General features: G+C 62.3%; 16 protein-coding genes. 7 read left to right on the top strand and 9 right to left on the bottom strand.

What is annotated here, in order from left to right:
* Positions 1 to 113: 113 nt before the first annotated feature.
* Positions 114 to 854, bottom strand: a complete 741-nt coding sequence (locus H0W47_RS03900) for a LysR substrate-binding domain-containing protein (RefSeq protein ID WP_296921011.1) — start codon at positions 852 to 854, stop codon at positions 114 to 116.
* A 107-nt stretch (positions 855 to 961) separates the two neighbouring features.
* Between H0W47_RS03900 and H0W47_RS03895 the strand changes: the two genes are divergently transcribed.
* Positions 962 to 1,708: a sulfite exporter TauE/SafE family protein gene (locus tag H0W47_RS03895; RefSeq protein ID WP_296921008.1), complete on the top strand. Its 747-nt coding sequence runs from the start codon at positions 962 to 964 to the stop codon at positions 1,706 to 1,708.
* Positions 1,709 to 1,782: 74 nt separating this feature from the next.
* Here the strand turns inward: H0W47_RS03895 and H0W47_RS03890 are convergent, their stop codons facing one another.
* The 3 genes from H0W47_RS03890 to H0W47_RS03880 form a co-directional block, all read right to left on the bottom strand.
* Positions 1,783 to 2,727: a TraB/GumN family protein gene (locus H0W47_RS03890; protein ID WP_296921006.1), complete on the bottom strand. Its 945-nt coding sequence runs from the start codon at positions 2,725 to 2,727 to the stop codon at positions 1,783 to 1,785.
* Between the two features lie 63 nt (positions 2,728 to 2,790).
* Positions 2,791 to 2,940, bottom strand: a complete 150-nt coding sequence (locus tag H0W47_RS03885; RefSeq protein WP_296921003.1) for a hypothetical protein — start codon at positions 2,938 to 2,940, stop codon at positions 2,791 to 2,793.
* A 20-nt stretch (positions 2,941 to 2,960) separates the two neighbouring features.
* Positions 2,961 to 3,170 (bottom strand): hypothetical protein, encoded by a 210-nt coding sequence (locus H0W47_RS03880; RefSeq protein ID WP_296921000.1) that lies wholly within the window; start codon positions 3,168 to 3,170, stop codon positions 2,961 to 2,963.
* A gap of 92 nt (positions 3,171 to 3,262) precedes the next feature.
* On the opposite strand from H0W47_RS03880, the gene H0W47_RS03875 reads away from it, so the two are divergent.
* A complete protein-coding gene (locus H0W47_RS03875) occupies positions 3,263 to 3,574 on the top strand; it encodes a VOC family protein (protein ID WP_367265081.1) in 312 nt (103 codons plus the stop codon).
* A 127-nt stretch (positions 3,575 to 3,701) separates the two neighbouring features.
* On the opposite strand, the gene H0W47_RS03870 is transcribed toward H0W47_RS03875, so the two are convergent.
* Positions 3,702 to 4,334, bottom strand: a complete 633-nt coding sequence (locus tag H0W47_RS03870) for a LysE family transporter (protein WP_296920996.1) — start codon at positions 4,332 to 4,334, stop codon at positions 3,702 to 3,704.
* A 316-nt stretch (positions 4,335 to 4,650) separates the two neighbouring features.
* On the opposite strand from H0W47_RS03870, the gene H0W47_RS03865 reads away from it, so the two are divergent.
* Entirely contained in the window at positions 4,651 to 5,547 is an 897-nt protein-coding gene (locus tag H0W47_RS03865; RefSeq protein ID WP_296920993.1) for an SPFH domain-containing protein, read from the top strand.
* Between the two features lie 425 nt (positions 5,548 to 5,972).
* The gene (locus H0W47_RS03860) at positions 5,973 to 6,227 is read left to right on the top strand and encodes a copper-binding protein (protein WP_296920990.1); all 255 of its coding nucleotides are present in this window, start codon (positions 5,973 to 5,975) and stop codon (positions 6,225 to 6,227) included.
* A 548-nt stretch (positions 6,228 to 6,775) separates the two neighbouring features.
* Here the strand turns inward: H0W47_RS03860 and H0W47_RS03855 are convergent.
* Complete coding sequence (locus H0W47_RS03855; protein ID WP_296920987.1) at positions 6,776 to 9,154, bottom strand: YgiQ family radical SAM protein; 2,379 nt, start codon at positions 9,152 to 9,154, stop codon at positions 6,776 to 6,778.
* A gap of 184 nt (positions 9,155 to 9,338) precedes the next feature.
* Positions 9,339 to 9,632, bottom strand: a complete 294-nt coding sequence (locus H0W47_RS03850) for a hypothetical protein (protein WP_296920984.1) — start codon at positions 9,630 to 9,632, stop codon at positions 9,339 to 9,341.
* A gap of 276 nt (positions 9,633 to 9,908) precedes the next feature.
* On the opposite strand from H0W47_RS03850, the gene H0W47_RS03845 reads away from it, so the two are divergent.
* The 3 genes from H0W47_RS03845 to H0W47_RS03835 all read left to right on the top strand — a co-directional run bounded on the left by H0W47_RS03845 (position 9,909) and on the right by H0W47_RS03835 (position 14,104).
* Complete coding sequence (locus H0W47_RS03845) at positions 9,909 to 10,829, top strand: Ku protein (protein WP_296920981.1); 921 nt, start codon at positions 9,909 to 9,911, stop codon at positions 10,827 to 10,829.
* A gap of 21 nt (positions 10,830 to 10,850) precedes the next feature.
* Positions 10,851 to 13,484 carry a DNA ligase D gene (ligD, locus tag H0W47_RS03840; RefSeq protein WP_296920978.1) on the top strand — a complete coding sequence of 878 codons (2,634 nt, stop codon included), beginning with the start codon at positions 10,851 to 10,853 and terminating at the stop codon, positions 13,482 to 13,484.
* Positions 13,485 to 13,774: 290 nt separating this feature from the next.
* Entirely contained in the window at positions 13,775 to 14,104 is a 330-nt protein-coding gene (locus H0W47_RS03835) for a hypothetical protein (protein WP_296920976.1), read from the top strand.
* 138 nt (positions 14,105 to 14,242) lie between these two features.
* Here H0W47_RS03835 and H0W47_RS03830 read toward each other — a convergent pair whose 3' ends face one another.
* Both H0W47_RS03830 and H0W47_RS03825 read right to left on the bottom strand, forming a co-directional pair.
* Complete coding sequence (locus H0W47_RS03830; protein WP_296920973.1) at positions 14,243 to 15,202, bottom strand: PA2169 family four-helix-bundle protein; 960 nt, start codon at positions 15,200 to 15,202, stop codon at positions 14,243 to 14,245.
* Positions 15,203 to 15,534: 332 nt separating this feature from the next.
* The gene (locus tag H0W47_RS03825) at positions 15,535 to 16,710 is read right to left on the bottom strand and encodes a class I SAM-dependent methyltransferase (RefSeq protein WP_296920970.1); all 1,176 of its coding nucleotides are present in this window, start codon (positions 16,708 to 16,710) and stop codon (positions 15,535 to 15,537) included.
* Positions 16,711 to 16,774 lie beyond the last annotated feature (64 nt).

Genomic DNA, 16,774 nt, shown 5'->3' with positions numbered 1-16,774 from the left:
GTGCTCCTGCACCATACGGACCGCGCGTTCGCGTACTTCGGGGGAAAACTTGTTTGATTTCTTCATGGCTCCATCTTCTCAAAGGTTGGAGCCTCCTCAATTCCCGGGGCGATTCACACCGCCGCCGGCACCACCGCCGCACCCACGCCCTGCTCCACCAAAGTACACACCGCCTCAAAGCTGCCGAGGTTGGCGCGAACGCGCATGGGCTTGCCCAGTTGTGCCGCCTGCAGGCTCAGGTAAGTGTGCAGGGCGCTGGAAGCGCTGTAGCCCACCAGTTCGATGTCCAGCGCCTGTTCAAAAGCCACAGAGCGGCTGCGCGCCAGCGCATGGCCGCGCGGCAACACCAGCATCAATGGGTCTTTGCAGAAGAAGGCTGTTTGCAGCCCTGTCACATCTTCTGCGTTTGAAGCAATGCCAATGTCCGTCGCGCCTTGCCGCACCGCCTGCACCGTGAGAGGGCTGGCACTTTCTTCCACCACCACATCGATGGACGGGTGCTCGCGCAGAAAAGCCGCCAGCAGCGGCGGCAGGTGCTGCACCAGGGCCGAGGTATTGCACATGAGGTGGATTTTTCCTAAAGCGCCGCGGCCGTGCAGGGCCAGTTCGCCGCGCAGCTGTGTCATCTGCGCCAGCACCGCATGCGCATGGCGCAGCAGTGCTTCGCCCGCCGTCGTGGGCCGCACGCCGCGTGAATGGCGCAGCAGCAGCGCCACGCCGGCCTGCTCTTCCATGCCACGCAGGCGGGCGCTGGCGGCAGCCAGCGTGAGGTGCGAACGACTGGCGGCGGCCGTCATGCTGCCGGCGTCGCAGGCGTGCACAAAAAGCTGAAGGTCGGTCCAGTCGAAACGCATCAGATGTCACCGGTGGATATAGCTGAGGCTGAGCCTACCTCAAGCAAAGGCAGATAGTCAGCGCGACCGGGCGGCGCCACACTGCAGGCCCACAGGAAGGAGCACCCATGTTTGTCCCCGACATCCACGAGTTCATGCTGGTGAGTTTTGTTTTCCTCGCAGCCGGTGGTGTCAAGGGTGTGCTGGGCATGGGTTTACCGACGGTCGCCATGGGCCTGCTGGGGCTGATGATGCCGGTGGCCGAAGGCGCGGCGCTGCTGGTGTTGCCCTCGCTGGTGACCAACCTCTGGCAAATGCTGCGCGGCGCCCATTTGCGGACGCTGCTCAAACGCTTGTGGCCCATGCTGGCCGGTGTCTGCCTGGGCGTGGCGCTGGGCCACGGCTGGATGGCGACGCCTGGCGGCCACGCCCTGCTCTGGCTGGGCCTGAGCCTGGTCGCCTACGCGCTGGCGGGGCTGGCGGGCCTGCGGCTACCGGCACCCAAGCCCGGGCACGAAGCGCCCGCCTCCGGCTTGATCGGCGCGCTGACCGGGCTGCTGACGGCGGCGACTGGCGTTTTTGTGCTGCCTGCGGTGCCCTGGTTGCACGCGCTGGGTCTGAAGAAGGAGGCAATGGCGCAGGCGCTGGGCCTGTCCTTCACGGTTTCGACCCTCGCGTTGGCTGTCACGCTGGCCGGCAGCCGCCACCTTAACGCCGATTCGGCCACGCAGTCGTTGCTGATGCTCTTTCCCGCCCTGCTGGGGATGTGGCTGGGCCAGCGCCTGCGTGACGAGCTCAGTCAGGACAGCTTCCGCACCTTCTTCATGATCGGCTTGCTGCTGCTCGGTGGCTGGCTGGTGTGGCAAGGGTGGTGACTTTCAGATGCTCCTGATTTGATAGCTGTCAGCGCTTGTCCGACATGGGCTAGCGACCGATTTTTCTTACGAATCTAACGCAGCCGCTCAACCCGGTAACCCCGTGCCGCCATCAGGGCCGGCAAGCCGCCTGGGCCGACCATGTGCAGCGCACCCACACCGGCGAAGACCCGGCTGCCTGAGCGATGCATGTCATCGATGCGGGCGGCCAGCGCCGGGTTGCGGTCGTCGAGCAGGCGCTTCATGAGCACACGGTCCATGTCGGTGTTGAAACATTCGCACCACTGGGCATAGTTCTCCAGATCTGCCAGGTCAGCGCGCTCCCAAGCCAGTGTTGTGCGCAACAGCACCATTCGCAAGCGCCCCTTCTCCATGTCGTCCAGCACGTCGCGCACCATGGCTTGGGCCTCGGCATCGTCTTTGGCCAGCAGGGCCTGGAGCTGGATGGTCACCGACTCCAGCGGCACCACGGGCCGGGCCATGCTGCGGGCCAGCACCGACAGCAGGACTTCGGTTCCGTACGTGGCGTGCAGACCCTCACGCTGGCCGGCCGCCAGCATCAGCGTGTAGGCATGCATTTCGGGGGCTCCGGTTTTCAAGGCGTCCGGCTTCAGGCACTCCGCCTGCCAGCGGGCGAGCAACCGGGCCTGTAGCACCGGCGGCAAGGCGCGCGCCGGCTGGCGCGAGATGGCCGCCATCGCCTCGCCGACCGCCGGATCGAGCGGGTCCAGTTCCATGCCGATGAGGTCGGAGTCGCGCAGCGCCTGCTTGGTCAACGGTCCCGGCGCCATCCACGCGGCCCGCCCGACGTGCATGGTGCCGTACAGGTAAGAGCTGCGCTGGTCCTTGCTGATGCGCCACAAAAAGCCGCGATCCCGCGCCTGTGCAGCCGCCTGGCTGAACAACTCGGGTGTGAAGGGTTTGGCTTCGGGTGGGCAGGTGGCTGGGTCTGGCGCAGCCCAGGCGCTTGCCGCCAGCAGGACGGCGCACAAGGCCGCAAAGTGTGTGATGAAACGCATGAGCCTCCCCGGCATTTTTTAGCGAGTGTAGCCCTGCTTTGCATTCGCTTGATGGGCCGCCTGCTAGGTCAATGTCTTCCCGAGCAGCCACAACAGCGCAGCGCGCACCTCTGCCACGTCGGCGCCACCGTCGATGTCCAGTGCCGCTCGATCAAAGGCAGCAGAGAGCAGGCCTGACAGTGCCTCAATGAACGCTGACTCCGCTCCCGGCATGGCGGCTTTCAGGCCTTGACTCAGGGTTTTGTCGCGTGCTCTTCGTCTATGGCCATGATTTCCGCCATGCCCAGCACCGCAGGCCCGTCAATCAACAGCAGGCGGGTGCGGCCGGGCACGCTCATGGCCTTGAGGTAGGCATCGCTTCCGGTGATCAGGGCTTCACGCGGTTTAAGCCGCGTAAGCGTCGCAGCCACGATGTCCGCCGTGATTGCGTGGATTTCGCGCACCACGACCTGCCGGAACAGATCACGCTTGTCGATGAAGTGGTGGTACAGCGCGCCGCGAGTCGTCGCAGTAGACGCGCAGATGTCTGGCGTGGATGTTTCGCCATACCCAGCGCCGGGTCAACCTGGCCATTGTGGAAGGGCAGCATCCCACGATTCCCGAGGCAGGTCGTGGTTACGCCGCCGGGCTCGTGCTCAATTTCGAGGTGGACGACCCGGACGCAGAGTACGCACGCCTGCAAGCCGCAGGCCTTTCAATCATGCTCACACTGCGCGACGAAGCTTTCGGCCAGCGCGACTTCATCGTCACCGACCCGAACGGCGTGCTGATCGACATCATCAAGCCGATTCCACCGACTGGCGAGTTTGTAGCGCAGTACGAGGCTTCTGCCCTGCCCGTGGCCTGAGGGTTTATGCATCCGCTACAAATTTGATAGCTGCTTGCGCCCGTGTGCCGTGGGCTGGCGGCCAATTTGGCTTGATAAATCCGGCTCCACAGACAGTTGCCAGTGCGCTGGAAAGCCAGCCTTTGCATCAGGGCATTCGGGCGCGCAGTTCCTGAATCGTCCCGACGATCAGCCGAAGGCCGAAAGCGCCGATGACCGCGCCCGACAACTTGGTCAGGCGGGCCAGGTTGCGCATATAGGCCTGCTGGACGGATTTTTGCGAAAAGGCAAGCGCTAGGCTGGTGTGCCAGATGATGGAGTTGAGGTACACCACAGCGACGGCGCAGGCGACATGCAGCCAGGACGGCGACGGCGGCAAGGCAGTTGCGAACACGCTGCCATAAAACAGCGCGATTTTGGGATTGAGTGCACTGGTCATGAAACCCACCCGGAATGCCGCCGCCCGGCTCAAGGACTGCGGGGCCACGGAAGCCGTCGACGTGCCCGAACGCCAGAGGTTGCAAGCCAGATAAAGCAGGTACAACCCACCCGCTATCTGCGCGCCTTGGCGCAACACCGGCAAGGTGGAAAACACCGCGCCAATCCCCAAAACAGCCAGCGTCGCCCAGACCAGAGTCGCAGTGGTCATGCCCACCACGGCAGCAAAAGCCACGGCGCGGCTTTGAGCACCAGCGAGTTGAGCCAGCAGCACCACATTGAACCCGGGTACCAGAAGAACGGCCCAGTGGAGCAGCGCGATGGCGAAAAGCGAGGCAAACATTGGCACCAATCAGGGGCTTGCATGAATCTTCAATTTCAGCCGTGGGCCGGACAGTCGGTCCCAGCACGGCAGCACGACCCTACAGACTACACGATCACCGCACCCGCGCAGATGTCACAAACATGTGGCTCACCAAACACGCGGCGGACAGCGAAAACGGCGCTATTCCGGAGAGGACTTATCGCGCGCCAAGGCAGCGCTTCAGCACAAGAAGAGGACCTATGTTTTCCGAAAAGCACCGCGTGGGCGCCGTGAGAACTTGTTGACAGCAAGAATTTTTGATATTAAAGTGATATCACTTTTTCAGGAGACCTCCATGACCAACCCAGCTCTCGATGTACACCGCCTCGAACGCACGGAAGCTCGCTATCACTCCCTGAACGGCTATTCCATGGTCCTTGCGGCCGTAGCCCTGCTGGCCCTGGGAGGCTTCGTTCTTGTGCGGCAACTTGCGCCCGTCTATGTCGGCATACTCCTTGTGCTGGCCAGCGCGGCCCTGCTGTCAGGCCTTTACATGCTGCAACCCAACGAAGGCATCGTTCTCACCCTGTTCGGGAAATACCAGGGAACGGACCGCTCCGAAGGCTTGCGGTGGACAAACCCGTTTCAAAGCGGCCGCAAGATATCGCTGCGTGCCAGAAACCTCCATACCCCTGCCTTGAAGGTCAACGACAAGCGAGGCAACCCCGTCGAGATTGGCGCCGCAGTTGTCTGGCGGGTGCAGGACACCGCGCGCGCCGTCTTCGAGATTGACGACTACACCCGGTTCGTCAGCATCCAGGCCGAGGCAGCCATCCGCCACCTGGCAACGCAATATGCGTATGACACGGGTGAAGACCTTGACCCCGATGAAACAACGCTGCGCGCCGGTCTCGATACCGTGGCGGATGCCCTGAAGAACGAGTTGAACCATCGCTTTGTTAGCGCCGGTGTCGAGGTGCTCGACGCCAAGCTGACTCACCTGGCTTACGCGCCGGAAATTGCGCAGGTGATGCTGAGGCGGCAGCAAGCAACAGCCATCGTCAGCGCCAGGCACCAGATTGTTGCCGGTGCCGTGGGAATGGTCGAAGCCGCGCTGAAGGGTTTGTCCGAGCGCAACCTGCTGACGCTGGACGATGAACGCAAGGCTTCCATGGTGTCCAACCTGCTGGTGGTCCTGTGTTCAGACAACGACGCGCAACCCGTGATCAACACGGGAACGCTGTACACCTGAGCGTTGCATCGACCTGAGACTAGCCCGATGGCGAGCCCTGGCAAGAAGTCTTTCCCGTTGCGAATCGATCCGGCCCTCTGGGCGGAGATCGAGCGCCTGGCCGCCCAGGACTTGCGCAGCGCAAACGCCCAGGTTGAGTTTCTGCTGCGCGAGGCATTGGCGAAGCGGGGGCGCTTGCCCGTGCCGACTGCAAACACAGGGAAAAAGGAGTTGCCCAAATGAGAAGAAAATGGATGCGCGATGCCGATGCACGATCTGAGCCGCACTTCCGAAGCGGAACGCGCGGCCCAGGGATGAAACCTGGAATCAGGACAGGCCGGATTTTTTCGCTGTCACTTGCGGCTCTGTGCTTGCTGGCGCAACCCGGCCACGCAGCCGGCCCGTCAACTGCTGACACAGGCTCAGCAGGCAGCGCTCAGCCGCTGGTGGACACTCGCGCCACGGTGCGCTCCATCTTTGAAGAAGACGGCGGCCAGCGCATCTACATCCGCCTGAAACTGGTTCAGCTTCACGACAAACCTTTCACAACCTTAACCTTTCGCGTGACCGACCGTGCCCTGCTAGCCGGGTTGGCTGAAGGCAGCAGCGTGGCATTCACGGCGGCACGTTCGGCCGGCGAGAACACCATCACCTCCCTGCGCGCTGCAGCGCCCTGCGCCCGGTTTCAGCCCTGTCAGTGATCAGGTTTCAGGCGGCGTTGAAGAAAGTCCGCGCGTAGGTCGTACGGTCTGCCAGCACTTCAGGGCATACGCACACGCAGCGCCTGGATTGTCCCGACGATCAGCGCAGGCCGAAGGCTCCAGCCACGGCCGCTGACACCTTGGTCGGGGCGGGCAAAGTTGCGCAGTTAGCTGTCTGTGTCGTACTTGACGGCGTAGTTGAAAGCAATGTTGGGGAACAAGCGCACCAATGTCCTGCGCGTTTCTGCCCGCGCGAGGCGGGTGTTGTAGTGCTGTTCACGCAAGTCACCGCGACGCAAAAACCTGACACAAAATTCTGCCCTGTGAACGATGAACCAAGGAGGCTGCCAAACCCCAAGTTGCGGAAATATCCCGATGAACACAGTTTTGACGCTGGCGCTTCAACAGCGGAGCTATAAGGATTGCGAGCAATGCGTCTGACATTCAGGCTCCGGAGTCAGAGCGCGAGCCAAACCAAAACACATGCGTCAGGTCGCATGATCCCCTGAAAAGGATCAACTTTTGCTGGTCGCCGGTATCGAACCGGCTCAGCGGGGTTTGCGGGCCAAGGGTTTCGGGCTGTGCCTGGCTGAGCCGTTGTCACGCGGCGGCAAGCCGGTGTGCTGGGTCAGAATGCGGCCCTTGATGGGTACCGCAGGCTTCATGGCCACTGTCGTTGAATTCTTCTTGCGCGCACTCACGTAGCTGCCGTCCGTCATCGGCTGGAAGGTCGGGATCAAATGGTGCTTGCCGTTGCCGATCAGATCGGCGCGGCCCATGGCTTTGAGCGCCTCGCGCAGCAGCGGCCAGTTGTTGGCGTCGTGGTAGCGCAAAAAAGCCTTGTGCAGGCGGCGGCGCTTGTCGCCGCGCACGATGTCCACCGTTTCGCTGTCGCGCGTGATCTTGCGCAGCGGGTTCTTATTGGTGTGGTACATCGTGGTGGCTGTGGCCATGGGCGAGGGGTAGAAGGTCTGCACCTGATCGGCGCGAAAGCCGTTTTTCTTGAGCCAGATCGCCAGGTTCATCATGTCTTCGTCGCTGGTGCCGGGGTGTGCGGCGATGAAGTAGGGAATCAGAAACTGCTTCTTGCCGGCTTCGAGGCTGTACTTCTCGAACAGTTGCTTGAACTTGTCATAGCTGCCGATGCCGGGCTTCATCATTTTTGTCAGCGGCCCCTGCTCGGTGTGCTCTGGCGCAATCTTCAGGTAACCACCGACGTGGTGCGTGACCAGCTCTTTCACATACTCAGGCGACTGCACGGCCAGGTCGTAACGCAGGCCGGAACTGATCAGGATTTTCTTTACGCCTTTGAGCGCCCGCGCACGGCGGTACATCTTGATCAGCGGATTGTGGTCGGTGTTCAGGTTGGAGCAGATGCCGGGATAGACGCAGCTCGGCTTGCGGCAGGCGGCCTCAATCTCGGGCGTCTTGCAGCCGATGCGGTACATATTGGCAGTCGGCCCGCCGAGGTCAGAAATGGAGCCCGTGAAACCTTTGACAGTGTCGCGAATGGCTTCGATCTCGCGGATCACCGAGTCTTCAGAGCGGCTCTGGATGATGCGGCCTTCGTGCTCGGTGATGGAGCAGAAGGTGCAGCCGCCGAAACAGCCGCGCATGATGTTCACACTGAAGCGTATCATTTCCCAGGCAGGGATCTTGGTCGCGCCGTCGTGGCTGCCGTTCTCGTCCTGGTAGGCCGGGTGCGGCGCGCGCGCATAAGGCAGGTCGAAGACGTAGTCCATCTCGGCCGTGGTCAGCGGAATTGGCGGGGGCGTGATCCAGACGTCACGCGCGATCGCGCCCTCGCCGTGCGCCTGCACCAGCGCCCGCGCATTGCCAGGGTTGGTCTCCAGGTGCAATACGCGGTTCGCGTGGGCGTAAAGCACCGCGTCGCTTTTGACCTGTTCGTAGGACGGCAGGCGGATCACCGAGCGGTCGCGCGGCGGCACCTTGATCTTGCCCTGCCTGTGGGGCAAGGCTGGGTTGGGGACAAAAGTAAGCGGTTTGATCGCCGGATTGGCCTGCGGCGCTTTAGTCAAAACCGGAGAACCTGAGGATTCAGCCCGCGCCGCCACCTCGGCGGCCTCGTCCTCACGCGCACATGTAGCGCCCTGCTCTTTCGCCTGCTCGGAAATCATCAAGTAGGGATTGACATGCGCCTCAACCCGGCCCAGCGCATCGACGCTGGTCGAATCGATCTCGAACCAGCCCCCAGCCGTGTCGTCGCCGCTGCGGCGGATGAAGGCCGTGCCGCGGATGTCGGTCATGTGAGCCACCGGCTCTTTGGCAGCCAGGCGGTGCGCAATTTCGACAATCGCGCGTTCGGCATTGCCGTATAGCAGCAGGTCGCACTTGGCGTCGATCACGACGGAACGCCGCACCTTGTCAGACCAGTAGTCGTAATGTGCAATCCGGCGCAGCGAACCTTCGATGCCGCCGATGATGATGGGCACGTCCTTGTAGGCTTCGCGGCAGCGCTGGGAATAGACCAACGCGGCGCGGTCCGGCCGCTTGCCTCCGATATCACCGGGCGTGTAGGCGTCGTCGCTGCGGATTTTGCGGTCCGCCGTGTAGCGGTTGATCATCGAATCCATGTTGCCGGCGGTCACGCCGAAAAACAGGTTCGGTTTGCCCAGCACCTTGAAAGGGTCGGCACTTTGCCAGTCAGGCTGGGCAATGATGCCGACGCGAAAACCCTGGGCTTCGAGCATGCGGCCTATGACCGCCATGCCGAAGCTCGGGTGGTCCACATAGGCGTCACCGGTGATGATGATGATGTCGCAGCTGTCCCAGCCCAACAGGTCCATTTCGGCCCGGCTCATGGGCAAAAATTTCGACGTGCCAAAGCGGCTGGCCCAGTACTTTCGGTAGCTGGTCAGCGGTTTGGCGGCGCGCGCAAAAAAGGAGACGTCGATGGGGGCGTTCATGGTACTTTGGGGAAGCAGCCATTTTAAGGTTTTAAGCCGCCGCGTACGCCTGAATGGTTACTTCGGGCCCGAAAACGAACCAAATCAGGAAAAACCACCGGTTTTTTTTCCCTCTGGTTCCGCAAACGATCGGACAAAAAAGGCCCCGCACCGGGGCGGGGCCAAGGAGGAGACCGTATGCCGCTTACTTGCGAAGGATGGCGCGGGCGGTTGCCATGTCTCGGTCATAGGCGACTTTGGCTTCGCGCCGGCAGGCCGTGCGCTCGGTCGCCGCCATGGCGGCACATTCGGCAAGCCATAGCTTGTAGCCGCCCCCCGCCTCGTTGATGGCGGTGCGGTAGCGCTGCTGCGGGGTCACGTCGGCTACGGCGCCGCGCGCCAGCAGTCGCTCTTCCATAGCCGCCGGCTGCGCAAGGGCCGCGGAGGCGGAAACTGCCAGGATGGCGGATGTGAGGAAGGCAGACAGATGTGTGTTCATGGCGTCAAGTTCGGTTGGGTTGGGTTGGTTCAGACCGCCGCCTTGTTTGCGGTAGCCATTCAGGTCAATTCATCTTACGGCGGGCCTCTGGCCCGGCATGTAGGACAGTCTGCCGTCCTACGGTGGTGCTGGCCGCCTGCCGACAACCCCCACACGGGCCTCCTCCTAAAGTCGGCTTCCTCAGGCGCTGCCCGCGGCCAACTTCCGGGACCTCACAATGCGATCCACCCTTGCCCTCTTTCCCCTCCCTGCTATCCACTGCGGAGCTGCATAAACATGGCTTCCCGAGCATTGTGGAAAGGCGCCATCAGCTTCGGGCTGGTACACATTCCGGTGTCGCTGCATTCGGCGACGACCGAAAGCGGCATTGACTTTGACTGGCTGGACAAACGCAGCATGGACCCGGTCGGCTACAAACGCATCAACAAAAAAACCGGCAAGGAAATCACCAAGGAAAACATCGTCAAGGGCATTGCCTACGAAGACGGCCAGTACGTGGTGCTCTCCGCTGAAGAAATCGCCGGGGCATACCCCAAAACTACCCAGACCATAGAGATCGAGAGTTTTGTGCCAAACACGGACATTCCCTTTGTCTACCTGGAACGGCCCTATTACATCGCACCCATTAACAAAGGCAAAAAGGTCTATGCCCTGCTGCGCGACACCTTGCTGAAAACCCAGCGTGTCGGCATTGCCCGCGTGGTAATCCAGACCAAGCAGCACCTGGCCGTGCTGGTGCCGTCCGGTCCCGGCCTGATCCTCAATCTACTGCGCTGGGGCGCCGATATCCGCAGTTGGGAAGACCTGGACTTGCCGGCCGAAGGCTCCAAAGCCGCCGGTCTGAGCGACAAGGAACTCTCCATGGCCAAACAACTGGTCGATGACATGACTGGCAAGTGGCAGCCTGAGCAGTTCAGCGATTCCTTTAAGGACGACATCATGGCGCTGGTTAAACAGAAGGTGAAAGAAGGAAAGATCGAAACCGTGGAGCAGCCTGGAGAAGACGAGGAAACCGCAGGCCGATCCGGCGCCAGGATCATCGACCTCACCGAGTTGCTGCAACGCAGCCTGCGCAACAAGGGCGGGGCAGACAAACCCGGCGACAGCGCGGCCAAACCACCCGCCAAAAAGGCAGCGACCAAAACCACACCAAAACCAGTGGCCAAGGCCGCGCCGGCTCGGCGCAAAGCAGCCTGAGGCTGTGTGGCTTCACGCGCCATGGCCACAGCCGACTCCCTCGAGAGCTACCGCAGCAAGCGGGATTTCCGCCGCACGCCCGAACCAGCCGCGGGCGGTCGCAGTTCGAAAACCCTGAGGTTCGTGGTTCAGAAACATGATGCGAGCCGTCTGCACTACGACTTTCGCCTTGAGCTTGAAGGCACGCTGAAAAGTTGGGCCGTGCCCAAAGGCCCCAGCCTGGACCCCAAGGTCAAACGCATGGCGGTGCAGGTCGAGGACCACCCGATCTCTTATGCAAGCTTCGAGGGCAACATTCCGGACAAGCAATACGGCGCCGGCAATGTCATCGTCTGGGATCAGGGAAGCTGGCTGCCGGCCGGCGATGCTGCAAAAGCCATAAAAAGCGGCAAGCTCAAGTTCGAGTTGCAGGGCGAAAAACTCAAGGGGCACTGGACGCTGGTACGCATGCATGGCAAGGGCGACGAACACCAACCACCCTGGCTGCTGATCAAGGAAAAGGACGACCGGGCGCTGGCCGTTGCCGACTATGACGTGCTGGAAGCCCTGCCGAACAGCGTGTTGACCGGCCAGCCGCTGGCTCCCAGAAAACGCGCAAACGCCACAACCACGACGGCAAAAAAGCCGGCAAAAAAAACGGCAGCAAAAAGAAGCCGGCAATCACTGCCGGCGGGCGCCATCAAGGCGGCGCTGCCTCCCAGCTTGGCACCGGAGCTGGCCACACTGGTCACAGCCGTGCCTGAAGACAGCGGCGACTGGCTGTATGAAATCAAGTTCGACGGCTATCGTCTGCTGACCCGCATTGATGGCGAGTCCATCCAGTGTTTCACGCGCAACGGCCACGACTGGTCGGGCAAGCTCCAGCCCCTTGTCAAAACACTTTCGCAACTTGGCCTGAAGTCGGGCTGGCTGGATGGCGAAATCGTGGTCCATGGCCAGGACGGTGTGCCCGATTTCGGCGCGCTGCAAAACGCTTTCGACAGCGCCAGCACGGCTCAGATCGCTTATTACGTTTTTGACCTGCCGTTTTACGACGGTCATGACCTGCGCCAGCTGCCGCTGGTCCAGCGGCGTGAACTGCTGCGCGGGCTGGTCAGCGGCGCCGCCCTGGACCATCTGCGTTTTAGTGAGACCTTCGACAGCGACGGGCAGGACCTGCTCAATTCCGCCGCGAGCCTTGGCCTGGAAGGTGTGATCGGAAAACGGGCCGCATCGACCTATATCTCGGGGCGCTCCACCGACTGGATCAAAATCAAGACCCAGCTGCGCCAGGAATTTGTCATCGGTGGCTACACCGAGCCCCAAGGCTCGCGCACCGGCCTGGGCGCGCTGCTGCTGGGTGTTTACAACGAAGATGGTGAGCTCAAACACGTCGGTAATGTGGGCACCGGTTTCACCGAAAAAACCCTCAGAAACCTGTTGGCTGCGCTCAAACCGCTCAGCGCCACCCGCACAGCGTTTGTCGGTCTGCCTTCTTCCGTCAAGGGCCAATGGGTCAAGCCTGTACTGGTGGCCGAGGTGGTTTTTGCGCAATGGACTCACGCCGGCAACATCCGCCACGCGGTGTTCCAGGGCTTGCGCAGCGACAAAGCTGCGCGCAATGTTGTGCGTGAATCAGCCTTACCCGTCGAGAAAGTCATGGCCACAAAAAGACCCGCCGTCGCGAAGAAACCTGCAGCAAAAAAAAGCACGGCCGCCAAAACTGCGGCCGCATTGCCGCCAGTCAGCACCGGCAAGCTGCGTGTCACCCACCCGGAACGCATCATCGACCCCGGCACCGGCTTCACCAAGCTGGAGCTGATCGAGCACTACGCACACGTGGCGCCGCTGATCCTGCCGCACCTCAAAGCCAGGCCCGTAGCGCTGGTGCGCGCGCCTGGCGGCATCACCGGCGAGCTGTTTTTCCAGAAACACGCGGACACCACCAGCATTCCCGGCATCAAGCAGCTTGACCCCAAGTTCGACCCCGGTCATGGCCCGCTGCTGGCAATTGCGAGCCCAGAAGGCCTGCTCGCGGTGGCGCAGCTCAATGTCATGGAGTTCCACACCTGGAACGCGACCACCCGTGCTATCGGCAAGCCGGACCGCATGACCTTCGACCTCGACCCCGGCGAGGGGGTGTCATGGGCGCGAGTGCAGGAGTCGGCTCAGCTGGTGCAGGCCTTCCTCAAGCAATTGAACCTGCCCTGTTTCGTCAAAACCAGCGGCGGCAAGGGCCTGCATGTGGTGGTGCCGCTCAAGCCCTCTTACGACTGGGACACGGTAAAGACGTTTTCCCAGGCGATTGTGCAACATCTGTCCAGCGTCATCCCCGAGCGTTTTGTCGCGAAGAGCGGGCCGCGCAACCGGATCGGCAAGATCTTCCCGGACTACCTGCGCAACGGCTTTGGCGCCACCACGGTCTGCGCCTGGTCGGTGCGTGCCCGCCCGGGTATGGGCGTCTCGGTGCCCATCGCGTGGGAAGAGCTCGATGGCCTGACAAGCGCTGCCCACTGGAATGCCCGCAACATCGGCGAACGCCTGCCAATAGGCAACTCGCCATGGGAGGCGTATGAGTCATCGCGGGCCACGTTACCCGCCGCCATGAAAGCCATGGGTTTCGTGCCTGGCGGCACTGCCAGTACCAAGGCGCGCCCCCATAAGCGCTCCATGTAGGCCAGCCATCACAAGCCAATGCGTTGTCCGCCGACAGCAGCGCAGTCCCTCACTGGTTGAAAAGCGGCCCGCGGAAGCGTATCGTTCCTTGATCATCGGTGCAGTCTTGCGACCGGTGCCCATCAACGACTTTGATCATTCCTCCGGGAGTCCGTCATGAAATATATTTACCCCGCTCTGCCCGTCCTGCTTGCTGTGGTTTTCCTGACCGGTTGTCCCCAGTCGAGAACGCCAGACACGCCTCCCCTGGTGCCCCAGCCCAAAGCCGCGTTGAGCTTGGCGGGCCTTTTTTGAGCGCCAAGCTGGTCAGGCTGGTCGCAACAAAGCTGGCACTGACCCTCATGACTTGCTGCCTGGCGGCTTGCAGCGTGCTGATCAATCCGCAGACCGATACCGCGCACAGGATCGAAGTCGATGGACGGAGCTACCGGGTTGAACAGATCACCGCCAGCACCTGGACTGCCACACCGGCGGCGGTCTTGACAGGCCTCTTGCCCAAGGCCGCCAGCTTGATCCAGGCCGTTGAGAAAGCGTCGGGCTGCAAGGTAACCGACAGCAGCTTCAGCCAGCAAAGCGCGACACTGAGTGCACAGGTAATCTGCAGCCAGCAGAAAAACTAAAGCACTGAAGAAGTTCTTGCAGCAATGCGCCACCGGATCGCTCGCCGCAGGGCCTTGTCGGGACCGCCGAGGATCAAATTGTTCTAATGAAAAAAGCTGACCGAGGCCAGCTTTTTTTTGTTTTTGATCAGACAGCGATCAGGACGCGGCCCTCAGCGCATCACGCATGGCTTTGATCTGGTCATGGTTGCGTTGCGCACCCTGGGCTTGACGCTCGATCAGTGCCCGAATGCCCGAAGGTAGATCATCCTCTTTGAGCGTCTTGCGGTAGCGGGCCAATGCTGCGTCTTCACCACGCTCGCACTCTTCCAGCATGGCCAGGTCGGTGTAACCGCTGAGTGCGCCGCGCACCGAAACCCAGCCGCGATGCATGGCGCCACTGGCTGTCCCACCTTCATCGGGTTCACCGCCCAGCTGGCGGATCTGGCTGGCGAGTTCGGCGGCTGCGCCGCGGCACTCATCGGCCTGACGAAGCAGCAGGGTCTTGATGTCCTGGGCCTTCACATGTTCGGCGCACTCGGTAAATCCGTACTCACCGTCGCGACTGGATTCGAGCAAGTCATTGAGCGTATCGATCACGTCGTCGTTGTCGGCCAACTGACCGGACACACTGCTGCTGCCCGAGAGCTGGTGGTCTACACGCGTCCAGGCTGCCCGGCTGGCCGCCTCGGCTTCAGGCCACGACAGCCGTGAATTTTCCTTGCGGCTGTCCCAATACACGGACAGATCACTTTGCGCTTCGTCAAACGTACCGGTGTGGTTGGTACGGCCGTACACGCCGAGGCGGTATGCCGGGGCGTAGTCTTCATAGCTTCGGCCGCTCTGAACATAGGGCTCTTGGCTATAGTTGTCGCGCCAGTACGCCTCTTCAGCCGTCGGATTGATGGCTTCTGCCACCGCCTTGCCTCCCAGGCCACCGGCAACGGCACCCACAATCGCGCCGGCAACAGCGCCCACCGGTCCAGCGAAAGCGCCGGCAACTGCACCAGCAGCTGCGCCTCCAGCCGCAGCCCCCAGGCCGGTACCTACCGGGTGTGCACCGGGTGCGTCGGTGATCGGGTCGAGATTGAGATCCTTGTCTTTGTGGTCGAGTGCCATGTAGATGCTCCTAGGGATGAGGGTTGGGGGAATGAATGACTGTCGATTACGGCGTCTTTGACACCGGCTTTTGCGGTCAGAAATTCATCCTCAAGCTGCATCCGGCTGCCCTCGGTCAGGCAGGGGCATGGGCACCTGTAGGAGAACGCGCCGTATGCGCGGCACCTAGTTCATGGCTCAACCAGCGGCCTGACTGGGGCCAGTCACGCGCACCTCGGGTGCTGCGAAAGGGCCATTCTGGCGAGGGCGGGTGGGGTGCAATACTTCATACAAAAAACACTTCCGGCCCTTACCGGTCAAGCGATAGTAGCTATCACTTTTATAGCAATCCGTCAGGGCGTCGGTTTGACCACCAAACGCCAAAGCGAGGTGATTTCGGCCGAGCGTGCAGCATGAAGCGGGTCGCCGGGGTCTTCCGCCTTGGGGTGTATCGGCTTCACGTCCAGGCGGTGCAGCGGTTGGAGGCCGGCCGCATCGATCCAGCCCATCAGGTCGGCGCGCGACCTCAGGCCGAGGTGCTCGGCCAGGTCCGACAGAATCAGCCAGCCTTCGCCGCCCGGCGCCAGGTGTGCCTTCAGACCGTCAAGAAAACCGCGCAGCATGCGGCTGTCGGGGTCGTAGACCGCGTGTTCAATGGGCGAACTCGGTCGGGCCGGCACCCACGGCGGGTTGCAGATCACCAGTGGCGCGATGCCTCCAGGAAAAAGATCGGCCTGCACCAGCTCGACCTGCCCGCCCGGCACCAGTCTTGCCAGGTTTTCGCGCGCACAGGCGAGCGCGCGCGGGTCGGTATCGGTGGCCACCACGCGACTCACACCACGGCGCACCAGCAAGGCGGCCAGCACGCCGGTGCCGGTACCGATGTCGAAGGCCACCCCGCCGGCAGACAACGCGGGCGGCAAAGGCGCCTGCGCCAGCAACTCCATGTAGTCGCCGCGTACCGGCGCAAATACGCCGTAATGCGGGTAGATCCGTTCTCCGCCCAGGGACGCGATGGCCACACCCTTCTTTCGCCATTCGTGTGCGCCTATCAGGCCCTGCAGCTCGCGCAGCGGCGCGACGTAGTTGCCCTGACTGGCATCGCCGGCGCCAAAAACCGCGCTGCAGGCCTGCACCACATCGGGCGCACGGCGCAGCCCGATGTGGTGCGCTCCGTCAAACTCGATCAGCAGCATCGCGAGGGTACGTGCGCGTTGTGACTGCGCCTGGCGATAGAGATTGAAGACATCGACCGGCGATGGCATCGGCGCATCGGCCCTCGCCCTCTTGGTCTTGCGAGGCTTGTCGATGCGTCGGGCCAGCGCCTGCAGCAGCAGGCGTGCATTCTGGAAGTCGCCACGCCACAACATGCCGGTGCCTTCGCTGGCCAGGCGGAAGGCCGCATCGGCGCTGAGCGTGTCATCGACAAGCACCACGCGCCTGGGCGGCGGGGCACCGCTTTCAGAACGCCAGCGCGCAGATCGCGCCTCGCTGGCTTCGGTCCAGCCAATGGTGGCGGGCCCACTCACGCGGCAACTTTCAGGGCAGAACCGGAGATGCCTGGCAGGGGCAGGCATAAAGCAGGAGACAACA

This window comes from Polaromonas sp. (genome assembly GCF_013817205.1).
GTDB lineage: Bacteria > Pseudomonadota > Gammaproteobacteria > Burkholderiales > Burkholderiaceae_C > Polaromonas.
This window is presented reverse-complemented; position numbering and strand designations above follow the sequence as displayed.